The following is a 17,999-nucleotide window of genomic DNA, read 5'->3' as shown; positions in this document are numbered from 1 at the left end:
GGGGACGCCTCGCCAGCCCCGCGGCGGTTACGGCTTGCCGACACGGAACGGATCGCGCATCACGTCGACCGCCGGGGCGAGCTTGCGCGACGCCTGCACCATCTTCTCGACCTCTTCCATGAGGCGGGCGTTGTTCAGCACCACGCCGTCCTTGATGGTGTGCACGATCCCCTTCGTGCGGATCATCTTCCCGTCCTTGTCGAGGGCCAGGTCACCGAACGAGTAGAGGTACTTGAGGTTGGCGGCCGGGTTGCCGTCGACGATCAGGAGGTCGGCCTTGTAGCCGGGTCGCACGAGCCCCAGCTGCGGCTCGCCCAGCGTCTGCGCCGAGTTCAGGGTGGCGGTCTTGATCACCTCGAGCCCGTGCATCCCCGTCTCGCGCTGGAGTTGCAGCTCGCGGACGGACGAGAAGCCCGGGGTGGCCCAGATGTAGTTGTCGTCGGTGCCGAACGCCACGCGCCCGCCGCGCTTGTTGAACTCGTAGATCAGGTCGCCCCACAGGCGGAACGCGGTCGTCCAGTAGTACTCGTCGTCGCTCGTCCAGTCATAGTGGAACGAGCCGTGGTAGGCGGGGTTGGGGAGGTTCCAGTTCCACAGCGCCTGGTGGGTGTACTTGTCGGTCCACGGGAGCGACGTGGCGCGGATGACGTCGCGATTGGCCTCGTACACCACGCGCGTGGGGAGCATCGTGACGCCGCACTTCACGAGCGTGTCGGCCACCTCGTTGAGCAGGCGCTCCTTGTTGGTGTACGTCCACACCTTTCCCGCCTCGCGGAAGCGGTCGTTCTCGTTGCCGTAGTTGTAGGTGCGCGGGAAGTCCTGCGTCTTGTTGTCCAGCGCCGACTCGGCGTAGCCGTAATGGTGCTCGATCATCGTGACGCCGGCGCACGCCGCCTTCACCGCCTGCGTGACGGCGGTGTTGGACGGCTGCAGGTGGAACGAGGTGATCATCCCGTTCTCCTTCGCCGCCTTGGCGATGGCGGCCACGAGGTCGAGCGACCAGCCTAACGGGTCCATCGAGATGACCCGGTTGCCGTTGGCGGCCATGGCCTTCACCACCTGGGACGCCATCGCCGGGTCATCGAGCTGCCGCCCCTTGAAGCTGGTCCCGGCACCGTAGCTCACCAGCGGGAACATGCGCGGGGCGATGATCTCGTTGGCGGCGCTCTTCTTCGCCTCTTCCATGCCGTTGGCGTAGCCGCGATCGGCGGCGTTCACCATGGTGGTGACGCCCATCGCCAGCTTCAGGTAGTAGACGTACTCGATCTCCTCGGGGAGGGTGCGGATGTGCGTGTGGAGGTCGATCATCCCCGGCATCACGTACTTCCCCTCGGCCTCGATGATGCGGTCACCCGTCATCCGCGAGCCCGCCCCGCGCCGCTCGGCGGCGACCGGGTCGAAGGGGACCATCTGCGTGATCATGTTCCCCTCGATCATGATGTCGTACGGGCCGGCGGGCGGACCGCCGTGCCCGGGGATCACCATGGCATTGCGGATGACGAGCGACTTGTACGGACCGGCGCCCAGGTCGCCGAACTGGCGGGTGATGACGGCGGCGGGCTGCGTTGCAGCTCCGGCCGGCCGCTGCTGCGCGGGGGCGACGACGGGGGCGAGGGCGGCGGCGCCGGCGGCAAGGGCGGCGAGCACGCGGGAGGGACGACGCGTCATTGTAAGGCGGGGAGGGTGGAGGCCGGGGGGAGGTGAGCGACGTCGATGCGTCGGGCGACGCCGGTGGCCGAGGACGGTGACCGGCGCCGCTACCGAGAGGACGCGGAGGGGGGAGCGATCGTTGGCCCGTGAACCGCTCGCCGGCACCTCGACACATCGCCCGGTGCACCAGCCTCCGCGACGGAGCGCCGGCGGCGACCGGAGCGCCGGCGGCAACCGGGGCGCCGAGACGTCGGGCTGCATGCGCGCGGGCGTGGTGCGCCGCCGCCTGCCGTGGGGTACCAGGGGATCTCGCGCTGGTCCGCGGGTGGTCACCGCGATAGGCTTCCCGCTGCAAGCCGAACTCGCCCGCCCCCTCTCCCGCGCATGCCGATGCGTCGCCCCGATCTCGAACGCATCCTGTCGGCGCCGGTACGCACGCCGTCGCCCGCCGCGTATACCCGGCGGGAGCGGCGCCTGATCGCCCGGCTCCGGACGCCCCTCCAGGTGCAACGCTACCTGCGCTCGCTCCCCTACAACTGGGAGCACACGCTGCGCAGCTTCCGAGGCTCGGTGGCCGCCGGGCGCGCGTCGTGCCTGGAGGCGGTCCTCTTCACCGCGGCGATCCTGGAGCACCATGGCTACCCGCCCGCCGTCCTCGACATCGAGAGCGACGACGGGCTCGACCACGTCCTGTTCCTGTACCGGCACGACGGCCATTGGGGGACCGTGGCGCGATCGCGCGACTACGGGCTGCACGGCCGACCGCCGGTGTTTCGGTCGATCCCCGCACTCGTGCGCAGCTACATGGACCCGTATGTCGACGGCTCCGGGCGCCTCAACGCCTATGGCGTCGCCCACCTCGACGCCCTCACCCCCGCCGACTGGCGCCTAAGCCGTCGTAGCGTGTGGCGGGTGGAGCGGGCGCTGATCGACATGCCGCACGTCCCCCTGCCGATGGGCGAGCGTCGCCACCAGCGCGTGCTGCGCCGCTTCCAGGCGTTCAAGGCCAGCGCCCTCCCCGTCAACCGCCGCACCATGCGAACGCTGTATGGCGAACAGGTGAGGCATTGGCTGTAGCAACCGCCGTCGCCCTCTCGTCTTCTCGTCTATGGCGTGTACGACACCCGCCCGACTCCCGCCAGCGCACTCACGATGAGGAGCGCCCACTGCGGCCCCTTGTAACCCTCCGCCCCATCGTCGTACGACTCGGTGATGGAGTGCGCACCGCGGCCGATGCCTCCGCCGTCGATGGTGATGGCCGGAATCCCCAGGCTCATCGGGATGTTGGCGTCGGTGCTGGAGGCGCCGGTGGGGGCGGTGAAGCCAAGCGCCTTGCCCGCCGCGAGTGCGGTGCGGGCGATGTACGACGAATCGTTCACCTGCGCCGCCGGGCGGATCCCCATGTCGGTGATCTTGAGCGCGACGGTGTCGCGCGCGTTGGGCCAGCGCGCGTTCTCTTCGCGAAGCGCCGCCGCCAGCGCCGCTTTCAGCTTGGCATCGAGCTTGGCCAGCTCCTCGGGCGACTCGGAGCGCATGTCGACCTCCATCGCGCCTAACGGCGAGATGGTGTTCACCGAGGTCCCGCCCGAGACGATCCCGACATTGAAGGTGGTGCGCGGCGAGGCCGGGACCTGGAATTCCGCGACCTTGGCGATCGCGCGCCCCATGGCGTGGATGGGGTTGGCCATTCCGAAGGCGCCGTAGCTGTGCCCGCCCGGGCCCTGGTACTGCACCAGGTAGCGCTGGCTCCCCACGGCGCCCGTGGTGAGGCCGAGTCCCGTCCCGTCGACCGAGATGAAGAAGTCGATCTTCTGCGGCGGCTTGCGGAAGAGATAGCGCATCCCGCGCAGGTTCCCCGGCCCTTCCTCGCCGACGTTGGCGATGAAGAGGATCGTCCCCGGCGTCTGGATCTTCGCGTGCTGCATGGCACGGGCGACGGCGAGCACGGTGGCGAGCCCCCGGCAGTCGTCCCCGATGCCGGGAGCGGTGAGCTTCGTCCCGTCCTTCTTGACCGTCACGTCGGTCCCCTCGGGGAAGACGGTGTCGAGGTGCCCCGCGATGGCCACCGTGGGGCCGTTTCCACTCCCCTTGCGCTCGGCGATCACGTTGCCGATCGAGTCGATGGTGACCTTGAGCCCGAGTGCCTCGAAGCGACGCTTCATCTCGAGGCCGCGCTTCTCCTCCTTGAACGGCGGGGCGGGAATCTCGCAGATGGAGACCTGCTGTTCGAGCGTCCAGGCGTTGTCGCGCTGGATGGCCTCGAGCGCCCCCTTCACGGCGGCGTGCTCACGAGGAATCGCGATCGGTTGCTGCGCCGTGAGCGGCAGGGCCAGGGCGGCCAGGGACGCGACGAGGCGAGTGGAGTAGCGAGCGGTCGTCACGGCGATCGGGGGCGTCTGCGACATGAGGGCTTTGGTTGGGGGGGCCGCCTGAGCGCGCACCAATGGGCGTCGAACGGCGGCGCCGCGACGTCCCGTACCGACATTACGTAGCGCCAGTCAGCGCGCGTTGAACTGCTCGACGATGGCCACCGGCTCCAGGTGCGCCGCGAGGGCGAGCATGAGGAGGATGCGCGCCTTCTGCGGATTGAGGTCCGTGGCGCCGACGAACGCCCCGCGCCCCGGCGGGAGCGCATCGAGCGAGTCGGGTTCGCTGCGCACCCCCACGCGCCCGCTTCCCGTCCGGTTGGAGACGACGACCATCACCCCCCGTTCCGTGGCACGCTCGAGTGCCCGTCCCATGGACGGCGTCGTTCCGCCACGTCCGACCCCTGCCACGACCACCCCCTTCGCCCCTGCCTCGACGAGGGCATCCACCGTCACCGAGTCGGCACCGATGTGCGCATACACCACGTCGACGCGCGGGAAGGGGCCAATGGTCCCGAGGTCGAACGCCGGCGCGGGGCACGTGGCAGGCGGCGGGCGGTGGTACACGAGCGTGTCGGGGTCGGCGAGCCCCAGGACGCCGGCATCGGGCGCGGTGAAGGCGTTGAGGCGCGTGGTGTTGGACTTGGTGACGTCGCGCGCGGCGAAGATCTCGTCGTTCATCAGGATCATCGCGCCACGGCCGCGCGACGCGGGGGCGATGGCCGCGCGCACCGCGTTCCGCAGGTTGGCCGGGCCATCGGCCCCCACGGCGTTCGCGGGGCGCATCGCCCCGGTGAGGATCACCGGCTCGCACCCGCCCACGGTGAGCAAGAGGAACCAGGCCGTCTCCTCCATGGTGTCGGTGCCGTGCGTGATGACGTAGCCGGCCGGGGCGTCGGGAGATGTTTGCAGCTGACGGATGCGCGCCGCGAGCTTCCGCCAGTCGTCGTGCGTGATGCTTCCCGAGGCGACGTTGCGGAACTGCTCCACGGTGACGGTGGCCATCTCGCGAAGTCCGGCAATCCCGTCCACCAGTTCGGTGCCCGTCCGGCGCCGGTCGTTCCCCAGGTTCGAGATCGTCCCGCCGGTCGCGAGGATGTGGACCCGCGGGCGGGACGATGCCGCGGGCGTGGCCTGAGCGGCGACGGGCGCGGCGCCCCCGAGGAGGAGCGCCGCGCCCGTGGCCCACAGGCGGCACGCACGCGACCGGTCGAGCGCCGGCCGCGGCATGGCTAACGCTTGCCGGCGCCGACGGCCCCGTACAGGCGCGCGGCGAGCGCGTCGTACAGCGCCATCGTCACCTTCCCCGGCTTCCCGTCGCCGACCGCCTTGCCGTCGATGGAGACGATCGGCATCACGTCGGTGGTGGTCCCCGTCAGGAACGCTTCCTGGAGGTCCGGGAGGTGGTGGATGTGGAAGGGCGTCTCGTTGACCGGGACGCCGGTCTCGCGCGCCAGCTCGAGCACCACGTCGCGCGTGATGCCGGGGAGGATCAGGTTGGACGACGGGTAGGTGCGCAGCTCACCGTCGATGACACCGAAGACGTTGGTGTGCGACCCCTCGGTTACCGCGCTCTCCTTCACGAAAATCGACTCGAACGCGCCATGATCGGTGGCATACTGCTTCGCCATCACCGCCCCGAGGAGGTTGACCGTCTTGATGTCGCAGCGCGACCAGCGAATGTCGGGGTAGGTGACGACGCCGACGCCCTGGGCGCGCTTGTCGGTCGGGAGGGTGAAACGCCCGGCCGAGAGGAAGACCGTGCACGGCGTCCCCGCGGGGGGGAAGTGGTGCGTGCGCGGGGCGGCGCCGCGGGTGATCTGCAGGTAGACGGTCCCCTCGCCCGACGTGATGTCGTTGCGCTTGAGGAGCTCGAGCGAGATCGCCTCGATCTCCTCGAGCGAGACCGATGGCGACAGGCGCAGCTCCTTGAGCCCGCGCGCCAGTCGCTTGAGGTGCCGGCCGGATTCGAACAGGCGCCCGTCGACCGCGCGGGTCACCTCGTAGACGCCATCGCCGAAGAAGAAGCCGCGCTCGTCCACCGAGAGCTTGGCCTCGCTACGCGGGAGGAACTCCCCGTTCAGGTACACCACGCTGGACATGTCATCCCCTATCGTCTTGCGACCCGGGCACGCGACGTGCGCGCCCCGCGTCGGTTTCTACGCGTCGTGCGATGGCAAGTCAAGGCAGGCGGGCGATGAAGGCCATGCCATCCGGGTTGTTTCCTGCGTCGATCGTGCGACGCACCGACAGCGTCGCCAGGTCGAGCTCCACCACCTCGCCCAGGGCCGCCGTCGCCACCCAGGCCCGCTGGCCGTTGGGTTCGACCAGGATCCCCAGCGGGACCGCACTGTTCCCCATGTCACCCAGGACCACCTCGGCCTTCTTCCTGGATGGGTCGAAGGGGATCTCGATGGCCTTGATGAGCGCGCGCGTGGCGGCGTCGTACACGGTGATCGCCCCGGCCGCCGCGTTGGAGACCAGAACGCGCCGGCCGTCGGGGGTGAACTTGAGGCGGTTGGGAAAGCGACGCGTCGGCGCCGAGCCTAACGAGTCCAGCGTGCCGGCCCGCATGATCGTGATGTAGTCCAGCGTGCGGTCGGCCGCCCAGACCTCGCGCCCGTCGGGCGAAACGTCGATCGCCTCGGGCCCCTTCCCCGTCACCTTCACCTGCACCGCCTTCCCGGCCGCCAGGTCGATCCGGCTCACGCTCCCCGATCCGATGTTCGCCGTGTACGCCATCGACTCGTCGGGGGCAAGCGCCACCATGTGGGTCCCCTGCTGGTCGGTGGCGATCGCCCGCTCCACCGCGCCAGCCATCGCGTCCACCACGAGGAGCGCGCGGCTCATCTCCACCGTCACCAGCACGCGGCGCCCGTCCTTCAGCCAGACGATTCCGTGCGGCCGCCGGTACTCGCCGAGCGAGATGGTGCGCGGGGCGGCACGCCCGGCGAGGTCGAGCACCGTGAGCGAGTTCCCCGGTGCCTGCCCTCCATAGTTCCCCACCACCGCCGTGCGCCCATCGGGGCTCACCGCCACCTCGTGCGGGCCCTCGCCGGTGGGGTACGTCTTCACGATCTTCCCGCTCGCGAGGTCGACGATGGAGGCCCGCGCGTCACCCTTGTTGAGGACGATCAGCGCACCCTGCGCCCGCGCGGTCGATGCAGGGACGAGGAGCGCCACGGCAGCAAGCGCCGCGACCAGCGTGGCGCGCGCGAACCGCGCCACCGGCGCCACCGGCGCCACCGGCGCCACCGGCGCCACCTGGGGAGCGGCGCGGCGGCCGGCCATCGAACGAATCGTCTTCACCGGGACGTGCCTTCGGAGGAAAGGGATGAACGACATCGCCGCTACGCGCGCGGCACCCTCCCTCGACGCTAATCGCGGTGCCGCCCGGGTGCCAATCCACCGGGGCGAGTCGTCTTCCGGGTAAACCCCGATGAAGCCCCGACTCGCCCTCCGACTCCTTGCCGTCCCCCTCCTCGCCGCCTACGCCGCGAGGCGGCTCGCCAACGCAGACTACTGGGACCTCCTGGACGACGTCGACCTCGCGATCCATGAGGCGGGGCACGTGATCTTCCAGCCATTCGGCGACCATGGCATGACCGCGGGAGGTTCGCTCTTCCAGCTCCTCGTCCCGCTCGCCTTCGTCGCCTACTTCGTCACGCGTCGCGACCGATTTGCCGCATCGGTCGTGCTGGCATGGGTCGCCGTCAACCTCCTCAACGTCGCGTCGTACATCGGTGATGCGCGCGCGCAGGAGCTCCCGCTGCTGGGAGGCGAGAACGCCGTGCACGACTGGTGGTATCTCCTCACCGAATGGGACGCGCTGGGGCGTGACCGCGAGATCGCACGCGGCGTGCGCATGGTGGGGGCGCTGGCATGGGTGGTGGCGGTTGGCGGCGCGTTCGCCTTTGCGCGTGGAGGCGAGCCGATCGCCGGCGAGGCTCCCGAGACTCCAGAGATTCCCGAGACTCCCCGAGCTCCCTTCGCGGGCTGACAGGCATCGCACCGACGAATGCCGGCCCACCCGTCGCCGATCATCCGGCGCCTACGCGCCGATCATCCGGCGCACGAGCTGATGGAACGCCTCCTCCACCTGGTCCCCCGTGAGCGCCGAGGTGCGCAGGACCGGGACCCCTGTCGGCCCGTTCGCCGAGACGGCAGCATCGTCGAGCGCCCACTCGCCGGCGAGGTCGGTCTTGTTGAGCAGGAGGATCGACGGGATGTCGCCGACGGCCTCCTCGGCGACCGTTCGAATCGACCGGGTCGTCGCGAGCGTCTCGGGACGCGTCCCGTCGGCGACGTAGATGAGCCCCGAGGCGCCGCGCAGGTACGACATGCGCACGCGCTGGAACTCGTCCTCCCCCTGCAGGTCCCAGAGGAGCAGCGCGACCGTGGTGTCGCCCAGCTCCACGAGCTTGCGGTCGATCTTCACGCCGATCGTCGCCTGGTACTTCTCCGAGAAGATCGACTCGACGAAGCGCCTGACGAGACTGGTCTTCCCGACGCCGGTGGCGCCGAGCATGCAGATTTTTCTCTGGACGACGGGCATGGGGAGGGCGGGCGGGAGACGGGAGACGGGAATCCGAAGCTACGGCTGCGCGAGCGTGATGCGCAGGTGCACCTTGCGTTGGGTGCGGTCGAGGGCGCTCGTGTCTGGCGTCGCCACCAGCCACCGAGGATCGGCCCCGCGGGCGATGAGGGCGGCGCGCAGGCGCGAGGCGCGGGCCTGGCGGAGGATGGCGTTGGTGGCCTCGGTGCCGACGCTGTCGGCCGAGCCGACGAGTTCGATCGTGGCGGCGTGCTCGGCGCGCGCGGCGCTGGCGAGGAAGGCGCGGATGCGCGTGGCCAGGGAGTCGATGCGGGGCCCCTGGCCCGCGACCGGGAGGGCGCTCCCGAGCGGGAAGTCGAAGGTGACCGCCTCCAGCGAGTCGGCGGCGGCACGGAGGGCGACGGTGGCCGAGTCGGCCAGATCCGTCAGGCGCAACGCCGCGACTCCGGGAACGGCGAGGGCGAGGCGTTGCGCCTCCCGTCGCCACGCGGCGGGCGCCACTCCCTGGGCGACCAGCGTGTCGCCCGCCAGCCGCAAGGATGTGGCGGGGGGCGGGACGAGGAGTGCCCGCGCGCGCGCCACGACGAACGCCGGGTGGAGCGCCACGTACGGCTCCCACTTGGCGTCGAGGCGGGTGGAGTCGAAGCCGGCCGCAGCCGCCATCGCGCCGGGGTCGCGCGCCAGCGGGTCGCGCAGCCCCACGATGAAGCGTCGTCCCTGCTCCCGTCCCGTCGAGGCGATCACCACCCCGGGCTCCCGGCGCAGCGCCCCGAGGTAGCGGTCGAAGCGGCGCTGCTCCAGCACCCGCGGGACGGCGCACCACCCCGCGCCCGCCAGCACCAGCGCCCCCACGACCCAGAGGCGCCAGGCGGCGGGACGCGCGGCGCGCTCCTGCGCCTTGGTGACCAGGCAGCGCTCGAGCACGCCGTCGCGCACGGGGAAGGCGACGCCCGTCTCGGCGAAGCGGTCGATCGCCTCGCCATGGGCCAGGTGCACCTCCTCGAGCGCGCGCTGCAGCGTGGCGCGCAGCGATCGCGGCGGCTCGCCGCGGATGACCGCCGCCAGCACCGCCCCGGGCCCGCTCTCGGCCCACACGGTCAGGTCGCCTAACGCGAACGAGTCCAGCCCTTCGTGCTCCGCCGCGTGGAACGAGTCGCGGGCGAAGTCACGCAACGCCGTCATCATCGAGGCGACCATGTCGGGGGAGAGCGCCTGCACCCCGGGGGCGGTGCGATGGTCGATCAGGAGCCCCGACGCGCGGTGGATCACGAAGAGCTGCTCCACCCGGTAGACCAGCGAGTGGGAGAGGACCACCTCGCCGAACGACCGTCCGGTGCGCATCGCCTCCCATCGCCACGCCAGCCCCCGCAGCGAGAAGGTGTGGTCGAGGGTGGTGTTCAGCGACTGGACGAGCTCGCCCAGCGCATTGGCGATGGCCCGGCGGATGGCCGGTCCCATGACCGGGAAGATCGCATCGACCAGCGGCTGCGGGTCGCGGCGCACCGACGAGCGAATCGCCTCGCCCACCACCGGCCCGAGCGCCGCCCCCAGCCGATCGTCCCCCGCCGCGCGGCGAGTGATCGCCTCCGGCAGGACGCGCGCGACCTCGTCGACGTGGAGGGCCGGGTTGGCGAGCTTGCGCTCGATCTCCCGGATGCGCTCGCGCTCCGGGTCGACCAGGAGGTCCCGCAGCTCCTGCCAGCGGTCGGCCATCGCGCCGCGCGCGCCTAACGCGCCTCGCCGTCGCCCACGAGGCGCTGCGCGAACTCGGCGAACATCGCCGCGAGGACGGTCCGGTCGGCCTTGGCCGAGCGGAGCTCCCAGGCCTCGCGGCGGATCGCGGTCGCCAGCTCCTGGTGCCGGCGCTCGGCGTCTTCCTGCAACTGGCGGAACTGGTCGTTCATCGCGTTGCGCAGCTCGCGATGCTGGTGCGCCACCTGCTCCGCCAGGGCCGCGATGCGGTCCGACAGCTCGCGGTTCACGTTCGCGGTGGCATCCATCGCATCCCGCACCCCCTGGGTGCGGTCGCGCTGCTCTGCCGAGAGCGAGGCCGTCAGCTGCTCGAGCTCCCCGCGCAGGTACTGCTCGGTGGCGGAGAGGCGCCGGTGCATGTCGTCCTTGAGCTCCGCCGACTCGCGCAGGAGCCGCTCCTCGAGCCCGACGAATCGCCGGTCGTAGTCCCGCATCTGCGCGCCGAAGAGGATGTCGCGGATCTTGTCGACATTTCCCGAGTCGCCCTGCGCCGGCGCCTCCGTCGCGGCCCCATCCAGCATGTCGCTCATCCTGTCCCGCCCCCGGCGGCGCGCCCCAGGGGCGGCCACCCGTTCGTGGTAAGGTCGATCGCCAGCCGCGTCCGCACCGCCAGTCGCCGCCGGTGCCTCAACCTGCGCTGGATCGCCTAGTTACGGGCCGCGATCGGGGCTGTCAATGCCGATCGGCGGTCCCGGGAGCCCGATGCGCTCCCGAAACCGCCGATCCTGGATGTCGTACCCGCGCCCGTCCCGCGCCCGTCCCGCGCCCGTCCCGCGGCCGGCTGCCCCGAGTTGCCCCGCGTTTCGCCGCGCCGCCTCGCGCTGCTTCTACCGTCGGGCGAGCAGTTCCTCGATGAGCGCGAGCGCACGCGGGTCGCCCGACTGGCCGAGCCAGAAGAGCGCCTTGCGGCGAAGCTCGGGGTCGCGGCTCGTCTTCACCACCTTCACGAGTGCCGGGACGCCCTCGTCGCGCGGGCGTTGCGACAGGGCGAAGATCGCCTGCTCGCGCACGTCGCGATCCAGCGCGTCCTCACCGACCAGTTCGTCCAGGCCGGCGGTGGCCGGGGTCTCGGCCAGCTGGCCGAGCCAGAAGACCGACTGCCGTCGCACCTCGCGCGGGCGCGCGTCGTCGCGCGCCAGCTGCATCAGGTCGCGCCAGACTTCGACGCTATCGATGAGGGTCAGCGGGAAGATCGCGTCGCGCGCGGCCTTTCCGTCGCTGGCGCGGGCGATGGCGAGGAGGAGACTCGCCGCCTCGCGGGTGCTCACCTGGCCGAGGTCGGTCGCCGTGGAGGACGAGCGCCATCGCCCGCCGACGTAGAAGCGGAGGTCACGCACCGCTCCACCGTCCTTCTCGACAACAACCCGTCCGGGCCCGGCGTCGCAATCGACATCGTACTCCACGTCGCGCGTGTCGCGACCGCCCCATGAGGTGCGCTGCCTCCCGTCGCGGGTGCGCCAGACATTCTGCCCCGATCCACACACCTCGGGACGGAGCGTCACGGTGAAGCGGACCGTCCCCGAGCGCACCGCTGCGAGGCGTTGCGCGGCGTCTTGCGCGATCCCCTGGGCCTGCATGTTCGTCTCGGGGGCCAGGGCGCCTGCCAGGAGCAGGGCGCCGGCCGCCATCCGGATCGCGGGCTTCATTGGCCGATGATCTCCTCGAGGAACTTGACCACGCGCGGATCGCGCGACTGCGTCAGCCAGAAGATCGCCTTCTTGCGCAGGTCGCGATCCTGCTCGGTCTTCGCGATCTCCATCAGCTTGTCCACCGCCGCCGGGTCGCGCCGCTGCGAATAGACGAAGATGATCTGTTCCTTCATCTCGCGGTTGCCGATCCGGTTGTAGAGGTTCCCCAGCTCGTCCATCGACAGCCCGCGGCTCTGGCCGGCCCAGAAGAGCGCCTTCTTGCGCATCTCCATCGGCTCCTTCTCGTCGAGTGCGACATCGAGGAGCCAGCGCCCGTTGTTGGCCGAGCGGTTCTGCGAGATGGAGAAGATGATCTTCTCCTTGAGCTCCTCGGCGTCGACCTTCGCATACAGGCTCTTGAGGAGGTCGGCGTTGCCGGCGTTGCGCTGCTGGCCGAGCCAGAAGATGGCCTGCTCGCGCACCTTGAGCGGGGCGCCGTCGCGCTGCGCCAGGTCGCGCAGGATGGTGGCCGCGCGCTCGCTGCGGTGCTGCGACAGGGCAAAGACCGCCTTGTCGAGGACCTCGCCGCTGTTCTCCTTCTTGAGGATCTCCTCCAGCATCTGGACGGCGCGCTCGTCGCGCGTCTGCCCGAGCCAGAAGACCGCCTGTTCGCGCACCTCGGCGTCCGGATCGTTGCGCACCGCTTCCATCAGGATGTCGGCGGCGCGAGCGTCGCCCTTCTGCGAGACCAGGAAGACCGCCTTGCGGCGCAGCGCGGTCGAGCACTTGTCCCGGCGGGCCAGCACCTTCTCCAGGATGGGGAGGGCGCGGTCGGCATCCATCTGCAGGAGGGCGTTGAGCGCGGCGATGCGCTCGTCGTCATCGTCCACGGGGCAGTCCTGCGAATTGGCCTGAGCCCTCGCGGACCGCTCGCGACGCGCCGGGACATCCGGGACATCCGGACGTGCCGGGGGCTGCGGGCGTTCCGGGCGGGCCACCTGCGCCACTTCGGCGGCGCACTGCGCATCGCCGCGGCGGGCCAGTTCGCCGCACACCCGGATGCGGAGCGTGTTCGCGTCCCCCTGGCTTGCAGCCGACGGAAACTCCTGGCTGAGCCGCGAGAGCGAGGCCAGCGCCCCCTGGAGCGAGGACGACGACCCCTCGCGATACAGCGAATACGCGCGCCAGTACATCGCGTCGCCGGCCAGCGGCTGCTTCCCCGCGCGACGCGCCACTTCCATGAAGAGCTCGGCGGCGCGCAGGTAGTCGCCGCGGTTCATGCGCTCGCGCGCCTGGCGATAGAGCGAGTCCGCCACCTGGTCGCTGGACCAGAGGGTGGCGCGGGGCGATGGATGCGCATCCGCGAGGTCTGCGAGGCGTGCCAGTCCGGCGAGATCGTGGCCGTCCGGGACCACGACGCGCAGGCGCGGCGCCGTACCCTGCGCGTGGGCGACGGCCGACCCCGCCGCCAGGAACAACGCGGCGAGCGAGTGACCGAGGATTCGTGAGGCAATCATGACTATGTCTCCTTACGTGCCGCTGCCGAAGCCGGCGGGAATGGTCGAACGAAGGCGGGAGAGCACGGCCCCGCGCTCGATGGAGCGCTGGACGAGGGCCCGGTCGGCCGACGACTCGGCCGGGAGTTGCACGATCTGCGCAAGGACCAGCTCGAGGTCCTCGAGGAGGTGGCGACGACGGGCATCGCTCGCCGCTGGCGAATCGAGGAGGAGCCGCGTGTCGGCCAGAAGGTCGCGTGCCCAACGGTCCAGCGTCCCTGCCGTCGCCGTGTCGCCCCCCCCGCCGGCGCGGAACGAGGTCAGGAGCGCCTCGGCGCGCGAGAGGTGCTGCACCGTGACGATGTCGTAGCTCTCGCTCGCGGCCGGGCTCCCAGCCGGGCTCCCGGCCAGTGCCGCGGCGCCGCGTGCAACTGACGGTGCCGACGCGAGCGATGGCGGCGCACTCGCCTGGCCGCGTGTCGTGTCGGGGGAGCGACCGGCAGCGGCGAGCGCTGGCTCGGGTGCCGTGCTCCGTTGCCACACGCGTCCGATCCCGATCCCTCCGGCCAACAGGAGGAGCGCGGCCGCCGCCTGCCACAGGTGCGGTGTGAAGCGGAGGCGTCGCGCGGGGAGCGCTCCCACGCCACGCCCGGCGCCGTCACCGATGGCGCGCGATGCCCCGTGGCCGTCGCGCACGTCACCCCCATGCGCCCCGTGTTGCGGGTGCGCCGCGGCCGCCTCGATCGCCGCCCACATCGCCTCGCGGGGGGCGTCGCCGGCAGGGCGGTTGTAGTCGCGCGCCGCCGACTGCAGCCAGTGGTCGAACTTCTCGTCGTCAGTCATGCCGTCCATGCTCCTGCGAAATCCGCCAGCGCCTCGCGCAGGCGGCCCCGGGCGCGAAAGAGCTGCGCCTTGGAAGTCCCGGCCTGGATGCCCAGCATCTGGCCGATTTCCTCATGGGTGTACCCCTCCACGTCGTGCAGCACGAAGACCGTGCGATATCCCTCGGGGAGCGCGTCGATGGCGCGATACAGCCGTTCGCGCAGGTCGGGGTCGGCCTGGCGGGACGCGGTGCCGATCGATGCCGCATCTTCCAGTGCCGTCTCCCGCGTCCTGAGCCGCTTGACCTTGCGCAGTCCGTTGAGCGCCACCGATACCGCGATGGCGTGCAACCAGGTGGAGAAGGCCGAGTCGCCGCGGAAATCGTCCAGCCGCTGAAAGGCGCGGATGAAGGCTTCCTGGGTGAAGTCGCGCGCGAGATCCTCGTCTCCCGCGAGGCGGAAGGCCACGCGGTAGATCCGGTCGACATTGCTCTCGTAGAGTTCGCGCTGGGCGGAACGATCCCCCGTCCTGGCGCGCTCGATGGTCGCTCGCTCGATCACCCACCCCACCATTGGCTTGGTCGTCGGCGCGTCGGCGGGAGCCGATCACGCGAACGCCCTTGGGACACGGCCTCGGCGGGAATGGTTGCGCGGCAGCGGCCCGAACGCCAATCGGTCGTGCTCGCTGGGGGGGGAAACAGAGACGCGGGAGGTGCACTCGGCACCCCCCGCGTCCTGAATTGTCCTGGCTTGTCGTGGCCTATCTACAGGCCCGGCTTGGTGTTAGTTGCAGTGCCCCGGGCCGGTGAGCCCCTCGTTGAAGCTGCCGAGGGTGCTGGCCCAGGCCTGTAGCTGCGTCTTGGTCGCCCCCGTGGGCGCCGGGATCCCGGCCGCAGCCGCCGCGAAGTAGGCGTCGGCGCCGGCGAGGGCCGCGTCGACCGCGGCGATACCCGAACCCGAGGTGCCACCGACGTTCAGGCTGGCGGCGATGAACTGGTGGGCCAGCTGCAGGTAGGCGTTGCCACCCTTGGGCGGGGTGTTCATGATCTCGATGTACGTCTTGCCCGAGTTGTAGAAGATGTCACCGGAGTCGACGTAGTTCTGGCCGCTGTCCCAGTCTTCGGTGTGGTTCTTCCAGTAGCCCTGGGTCAGCGTGCAGTACGAGGGGGGCGGCGGCGGCGTGTAGGTGTTCGTGAAGGTCACGACCGCGCCCCAGTCGTTGTTGATGCGAACGTTGGAGACGTTGTAGCTGACGACATTGACGACGGGGACCATCGGGTTGTTGATGCCCGAGGGGAACTCGGCCACGATCGAGGTCAGCGCCCAGTCCGCTGCGAGCGGGGTCTGCTCCGTCACCGACGCATTGAAACCGCCACCCGCAGTCCCGGTCGACGCCGCCATCACGCACTGTCCCATGGGGACGGCAACAGTTCCCGAGGCGACGGTGCTTCCATCAGACGCATTCGTCACGACGTAGTCGAAGTTGAACGAGACGGCCGACGGCGTCCCGTCCTTGCAAACCCACAGTTCGCCCTCGAAACTTCCGCGATCGTTGAGATTGGGCTTGCCGGTCACCGCCAGCGACGGCGCGGACGGCGCGAGGGTCGGAGCGAACGGGGTAGGCTGGTCGGCGCACGCCGCCACGAGTGCGGCGACGGCCAAGGCGGGCGCCAGGCGCCCGAGACGAGTGACCTTCATGTTTGGGGCTCTCCTATCGGAAAGAATCCAGGTGTGCGGCGGCAAGCGCCAGGATTCTCCTTTTCGGCAGCGGGGCGGTCTCAGGAGCCACGGAGACCCCTCGCTTTGCGCGGCGACCTTGCGGTCGCGTTGCCTTTTCGAAGGAGACGGGAAGGTTCTTATGCATTGTCTGTGCCCGCCTCGTGCCGGACTGGGCAGGTTGCAGCCGCGTGCCGACGGGCGCTGCCGAACCTGTCGTTTGGCGGTGCGCGCCGGGGAGGCCAGGCCAGACTGACGTTGTGGCGAGGAGTGGCGATACGGCAATTCCTGCCGCACGAGCGTCCGTCCCCGTCGCGCACCCGGCCACGTGTTGCGACTCGCCGACAACACCCGTGGCCTTGGCGACGCGCACACGCCAGCGACGGCCTACGCATTCGAGCGGGTGAAGCAGCCCCCGGGGGGACGGGACGAACGCCCCTCGCATCGACATATTGGCGCCCCATGACCCCACCCACGACGAATCGATGAACCCGGTCGAGACTGCGGCCACGTCTCCCGACACGCCAGCGGTCTGGTGGCGGTGGCTTCTCGTGCTCGGGGTGGGGTTCGGCATCGTGGCGGTCGGGGCGCCCGAGGGGATCACCCCCCAGGCGTGGCGCCTGTTCGCGATCTTCATCGCCACGATCATCGGATCGATCCTTCGCCCGGCCCCGGCCGGCGCCGTGGTGCTGTTCGGCGTGTGCGCCATTGCCGTCACGGGAGCGATGACGCCGGCGGAGTCACTCAAGGGATACGGCGACCCGCTCGTCTGGCTCGTGCTCTGCGCCTTCTTCATTTCGCGGGGCGTGATGAAGACGGGACTCGGCGAACGGATCGCCTACCTCTTCATTCGTGCGCTGGGCCGGCGTTCGATCGGGCTCGTGTATGCGCTGGTCGGGACCGACACCGTGCTCGCGTCGATCCTTCCCTCGAACAGTGCGCGGGCGGGCGGCGTGATCTTCCCGATCGCCCGGTCGCTGGCCCACGCCTATGACTCGCACCCCGGCGCGAGCGCCCGGCGCCTGGGGGCGTATCTGATGGTCGCGATCTACCAGTGCGACGTCATCGCCTGCGCGATGTTCCTGACGGGGCAGGCCTCCAACGTCCTCATCGCCCGCTTCGCGCAGGAGGTCAGCGGGGTGACGCTGAGCTATACGACGTGGCTGGTGGCGGGGATCGTCCCGGGAATCGTCTCGCTCCTCGTCGTCCCCCTCATCCTGTTCCGCCTCTCGCCCCCCGAGATCACGCACACGCCGCACGCCACCGAACTCGCGCGCAGCGCGCTGGAGCGGATGGGGCGGCCGTCGCGGGGCGAGTGGATGATGCTGCTGGTGTTCGTGGTGGTCGCGCTGCTCTGGATCACGACGCGATGGCATGGGATCAACTACGCGGTGGTGGCGCTCATGGGAGTCTGCTTTCTCCTCGTCACCGATGTGCTGGAGTGGGACGACGTGATGAGCGACCGTGCCGCGTGGGACGTCTTCATCTGGTACGGCGGGCTGGTGCGGATGGCCGAGGCGTTAGGCGAGACGGGGATCACCAAGCGCTTCGCGGAGGTGGCGGCCGGGATGACCGCGGGGTGGGCGTGGGGGGCGGCGCTGGTGGTGCTGGTCCTCGTCTATTTCTATGCGCACTACGCCTTTGCCAGCATCACGGCGCACGCCACGGCGATGTTCACCCCGTTCCTGGTGGTGGTCCTGGCCGCTGGCGCCCCGCCGCAGCTGGCGGTCCTGGCGCTGGCGTACGCCTCCAACCTCGACGCCGCGCTCACGCACTACGGCACGACGACTGCCCCGATCTATTTCGGCGCCCGGTACGTGAGCCAGCGCGAGTGGTGGCGCCTGGGGTTGATCACGTCGGTCGTGACGCTGGCCATCTGGGGGGTGCTGGGGCCGGCCTGGTGGCGCCTGCTCGGGATGTGGGGGTGAGCTGCGGGGTGAGACGCGGGAAGGCCCGCGGGGCGGTCGCGAGAGGGTGACCCGGAGCACTTACGAACGTACCGTCTCCCGCCGTAC

General features: G+C 70.6%; 16 protein-coding genes and 1 other annotated feature. Of the genes, 3 read left to right on the top strand and 13 right to left on the bottom strand.

The genetic code is table 11. The features are described 5' to 3' along the window. Positions 1–27: 27 nt before the first annotated feature. Positions 28–1,548: an amidohydrolase gene (locus ABS52_06615; protein ODT04138.1), complete on the bottom strand. Its 1,521-nt coding sequence runs from the start codon at positions 1,546–1,548 to the stop codon at positions 28–30. A 486-nt stretch (positions 1,549–2,034) separates the two neighbouring features. Between ABS52_06615 and ABS52_06610 the strand changes: the two genes are divergently transcribed. Continuing rightward, positions 2,035–2,727 carry a hypothetical protein gene (locus ABS52_06610; protein ODT04048.1) on the top strand — a complete coding sequence of 231 codons (693 nt, stop codon included), beginning with the start codon at positions 2,035–2,037 and terminating at the stop codon, positions 2,725–2,727. Positions 2,728–2,756: 29 nt separating this feature from the next. Here the strand turns inward: ABS52_06610 and ABS52_06605 are convergent, their stop codons facing one another. The 4 genes from ABS52_06605 to ABS52_06590 form a co-directional block, all read right to left on the bottom strand. Continuing rightward, positions 2,757–4,055 (bottom strand): hypothetical protein, encoded by a 1,299-nt coding sequence (locus ABS52_06605; GenBank protein ID ODT04047.1) that lies wholly within the window; start codon positions 4,053–4,055, stop codon positions 2,757–2,759. A 93-nt stretch (positions 4,056–4,148) separates the two neighbouring features. Further along, the gene (locus ABS52_06600; protein ODT04046.1) at positions 4,149–5,246 is read right to left on the bottom strand and encodes a hypothetical protein; all 1,098 of its coding nucleotides are present in this window, start codon (positions 5,244–5,246) and stop codon (positions 4,149–4,151) included. Between the two features lie 2 nt (positions 5,247–5,248). Further along, positions 5,249–6,118, bottom strand: coding sequence for a hypothetical protein (locus ABS52_06595; GenBank protein ID ODT04045.1), 870 nt, complete (start codon positions 6,116–6,118; stop codon positions 5,249–5,251). Between the two features lie 79 nt (positions 6,119–6,197). Continuing rightward, complete coding sequence (locus ABS52_06590) at positions 6,198–7,220, bottom strand: hypothetical protein (GenBank protein ODT04137.1); 1,023 nt, start codon at positions 7,218–7,220, stop codon at positions 6,198–6,200. Positions 7,221–7,455: 235 nt separating this feature from the next. Between ABS52_06590 and ABS52_06585 the strand changes: the two genes are divergently transcribed. Continuing rightward, entirely contained in the window at positions 7,456–8,016 is a 561-nt protein-coding gene (locus tag ABS52_06585; protein ODT04044.1) for a hypothetical protein, read from the top strand. Between the two features lie 51 nt (positions 8,017–8,067). Here ABS52_06585 and ABS52_06580 read toward each other — a convergent pair whose 3' ends face one another. The 8 genes from ABS52_06580 to ABS52_06545 form a co-directional block, all read right to left on the bottom strand. Further along, on the bottom strand, positions 8,068–8,571 hold the full coding sequence (locus tag ABS52_06580; protein ODT04043.1) for a GTP-binding protein: 504 nt from the start codon (positions 8,569–8,571) through the stop codon (positions 8,068–8,070). A 39-nt stretch (positions 8,572–8,610) separates the two neighbouring features. Continuing rightward, the gene (locus ABS52_06575) at positions 8,611–10,284 is read right to left on the bottom strand and encodes a hypothetical protein (GenBank protein ID ODT04042.1); all 1,674 of its coding nucleotides are present in this window, start codon (positions 10,282–10,284) and stop codon (positions 8,611–8,613) included. A 14-nt stretch (positions 10,285–10,298) separates the two neighbouring features. After that, entirely contained in the window at positions 10,299–10,892 is a 594-nt protein-coding gene (locus ABS52_06570) for a hypothetical protein (GenBank protein ODT04041.1), read from the bottom strand. A gap of 258 nt (positions 10,893–11,150) precedes the next feature. Further along, positions 11,151–11,969, bottom strand: coding sequence for a hypothetical protein (locus tag ABS52_06565; GenBank protein ODT04040.1), 819 nt, complete (start codon positions 11,967–11,969; stop codon positions 11,151–11,153). Continuing rightward, positions 11,966–13,468 (bottom strand): hypothetical protein, encoded by a 1,503-nt coding sequence (locus ABS52_06560; GenBank protein ID ODT04039.1) that lies wholly within the window; start codon positions 13,466–13,468, stop codon positions 11,966–11,968. The genes ABS52_06565 and ABS52_06560 overlap by 4 nt, the downstream gene beginning before the upstream one ends. A 12-nt stretch (positions 13,469–13,480) precedes the next feature. Continuing rightward, the gene (locus tag ABS52_06555; GenBank protein ODT04038.1) at positions 13,481–14,299 is read right to left on the bottom strand and encodes a hypothetical protein; all 819 of its coding nucleotides are present in this window, start codon (positions 14,297–14,299) and stop codon (positions 13,481–13,483) included. Continuing rightward, positions 14,287–14,841, bottom strand: coding sequence for a hypothetical protein (locus tag ABS52_06550; protein ODT04037.1), 555 nt, complete (start codon positions 14,839–14,841; stop codon positions 14,287–14,289). The genes ABS52_06555 and ABS52_06550 overlap by 13 nt, the downstream gene beginning before the upstream one ends. Before the next feature lie 210 nt (positions 14,842–15,051). Continuing rightward, positions 15,052–15,966, bottom strand: a complete 915-nt coding sequence (locus ABS52_06545; protein ID ODT04036.1) for a hypothetical protein — start codon at positions 15,964–15,966, stop codon at positions 15,052–15,054. Between the two features lie 62 nt (positions 15,967–16,028). Then, positions 16,029–16,110, bottom strand: a binding site (cyclic di-GMP riboswitch class I). 359 nt (positions 16,111–16,469) lie between these two features. Between ABS52_06545 and ABS52_06540 the strand changes: the two genes are divergently transcribed. Next, complete coding sequence (locus ABS52_06540) at positions 16,470–17,912, top strand: hypothetical protein (protein ID ODT04136.1); 1,443 nt, start codon at positions 16,470–16,472, stop codon at positions 17,910–17,912. The last annotated feature ends 87 nt before the right edge of the window (positions 17,913–17,999 follow it).

The sequence above is a fragment of the Gemmatimonadetes bacterium SCN 70-22 genome (genome assembly GCA_001724275.1).
GTDB lineage: Bacteria > Gemmatimonadota > Gemmatimonadetes > Gemmatimonadales > Gemmatimonadaceae > SCN-70-22.
Note: the sequence above shows the minus strand (reverse complement) of the source record. Positions and strands in the feature narration are given on the sequence as shown.